General features: G+C 62.9%; 3 protein-coding genes. All 3 read left to right on the forward strand.

What is annotated here, in order from left to right; translation table 11 throughout:
- Positions 1–1,467, forward strand: a 1,467-nt coding sequence (locus tag EDD77_RS18730) for a phage baseplate protein (RefSeq protein WP_394345351.1), incomplete at its 5' end; no start/stop codon positions are given.
- 13 nt (positions 1,468–1,480) lie between these two features.
- On the forward strand, positions 1,481–1,894 hold the full coding sequence (locus EDD77_RS17820) for a hypothetical protein (protein ID WP_058965673.1): 414 nt from the start codon (positions 1,481–1,483) through the stop codon (positions 1,892–1,894).
- A partial coding sequence (locus EDD77_RS17825; RefSeq protein WP_132587465.1) for a hypothetical protein occupies positions 1,875–2,464 on the forward strand: 590 nt, incomplete at its 3' end. The genes EDD77_RS17820 and EDD77_RS17825, both read left to right, overlap by 20 nt.

A 2,464-nucleotide genomic window follows, 5' to 3' on the forward strand; every position in this document is an offset into this window, starting at 1 on the left:
TCGGCCTATGTGGAGATCAGTAAGAGCCTTGCGCTGGGCGAGACCTCTTCCACCGCCTACCCGGGCAACAAGGGCAAGGCGCTGGCGGCTGACCTTGCCTCCACCAAAACCACTGTGGCTTCCAACACCGCCGCCCGCCACAGTCACGCAAACAAGACGCTGCTGGACAGCTACACCCAGACCGAAGCCAGTCTGGCGGATGCGGTGAGCAAAAAGCACAGCCACGGAAATCTATCTCTGCTGGGCAGCATCACCCAGACGTTGCTGAATAACTGGAATGCGGCGTTCGCCCATGTGAGTGATACCGTAAAACACATCACAGCGGCGGAGCGCAGTCTCTGGAACGCAGCGATACAAACCATGAAGATCGGTACCGTGGTCAGCGGCAGCACCGCCGCTGCCAGCATATCCAAAAGCGGCACAACCGCCACTTTGAATCTGATCTTGCCCAGCGGTGCCCAAGGGCCGAAGGGGGACACCGGCCCCGCTGGCCCGCAAGGTGAGACCGGTCCCCAGGGCCCAAAAGGAGATACCGGTGAGCAGGGCCCGGCCGGTGCACGGGGTGCAACTGGCCCTACCGGCCCCCAAGGGCCGCAGGGTGCCACCGGCCCCACCGGCCCGGCAGGCCCCAATCTGGTGAGTAAGACCACCCAGGTGAGCGGTTTTTCCACCGGGCAGGTTCTGTATGTGAACGGCAGCGTGGTGGGGGCCAAAACTCTGACGGCAGCGGGCATCGGCGCGGCGACAGCCGGCCACACCCACAAATACGCGGGCGCTTCCAGCGCGGGCGGCGCGGCCAACAGCGCGGTGAAGCTGCAAACCGCCCGGGGCGTGACCATTGGCGGAACCAAAAAGACCTTCGACGGCAGCGCCGATGTGAGTTGGACTCTGGGTGAGATTGGCGCGGCAGCGGTGGATCCGAATTCCGGCTTTTCCGGCGCGGCCCGTGCGGCCACCCAGCTGGCCACGGCCCGCACCCTGACCATTGGCAAAACCGGCAGGGCCTTCGACGGTACTGCCAATCTGAACTGGACGCTGGCTGATCTGGGCATTCTGGATTTTGTGTATCCGGTGGGCAGCATTTTCGAGTGGGCTGATACAGGCAGCGGCGCTAATTTGAGTACCATCGAAGCCGTCCAGGCGCATTTTGGCGGCCGATGGGAAGAGTACGGTTCCGGCCGGGTACTGGTGGGCCGCGCAAAGGGAATTCCCGAATTCAGTGACGTGAACAAAGAAGGCGGCGAAATCAACCATACCCTCACCATTGCGGAAATGCCCAGGCACAGCCATGAAATGAGATGGTCCAACGAGGGTGCGGTCGGATCCGGCCATGGTTGCCTGATCCGGGATAGTCTGTCCGGTGAATCCTGGCCCTATGGCTACTGGACGGGGCAGGACGGCGGCGGGCAGGCCCACAATAACCTGCAGCCCTACATCACCGTGTTCCGTTACCGGCGAGTTGCGTAAGGAGGGGAAACGCATGGCATGGCAAACGCCGAAAACGACCTGGGACGGGCAGGACGCATTCCGCCTGGACCCGGACTATGAGCGCATCCGGGGCAACCTGCTGTATCTGCGGCAGCGGGCAGCGGCAATTACCCAAAAGCCCGACTACGGCCAGATGCAGGACTATACCGTGGACGGGGTTCCGCTGGCGGAGTTCTTCAACCGGGTGGAAGAAAATCTGGCGGCGCTGGCCGCCGCAGTGCAGCCCCGGCCGGAGTACGCCACCCGCGCCTTTGTGCCCGGTGACCTTGTGTGGGACTGGCGGGATCTGGAGCGCATCGAGGGAATGCTGCTGCAAATTTACAACGATCTGAATGCAATTGAAAACGGCCAGCAGAAGCTGGCTTTTTGTTTGGGAGGTGGCCTGTTTGGCACGTTTGTTTCGTGATTTGAAAGTGAATGAATCGGACGGAAATGTTTATCTGACCCTGTATAACCGGGACGGCAGCCCCGCCCTGCGGGATGTATCAGTGGGAGTAAGCAGCGAGGTGGTACAGCAGGGAGATAATTGGACCGCAGCGGCTGCAAACCTGCTGCTGCGACTGGATGAGGATGGGCAGCCCCAGCTGGCCCTCACACCGCAGACCATCGGGGCGGCAGCCGCCGGGGACGGGGTGAACCTGTACACCCACAAAAAGAGCGGCACGGTGCACACCCTCACCGGCAGCGGGAACAACATCCGCTTTGTGGCCGCCGCGGATTTTGCGGCGGGAGATACCTTCCGGGTGAACGGCACCGGGTGCACCGCCCGCACCGTGGGCGGCGACGCACTGTGGGCCGGGTTCTTCCGGGCCGGGGCCGTGGTGGTGTGTTACCGCACGGGGAACGCCCTAACTTTTAACGGCGGGGGCCTGCCCGCGGCCGAAGCGGCCAAGCTGGCCCCCGAAAACATCAAGACCGGGGTTTCCATCACCGCCAACGGCAAAACCGTGAACGGCACCTTTACCGCCGATGGCAC

Source organism: Allofournierella massiliensis (assembly GCF_004345265.1).
Taxonomy (GTDB): Bacteria; Bacillota; Clostridia; order Oscillospirales; family Ruminococcaceae; genus Allofournierella; species Allofournierella massiliensis.

Excerpts from the sequence above, each read along its gene's own strand:
- EDD77_RS17820 (WP_058965673.1), top strand. The coding sequence starts at position 1,481 with ATGGCATGGCAAACGCCGAAAACGACCTGGGACGGGCAGGACGCATTC.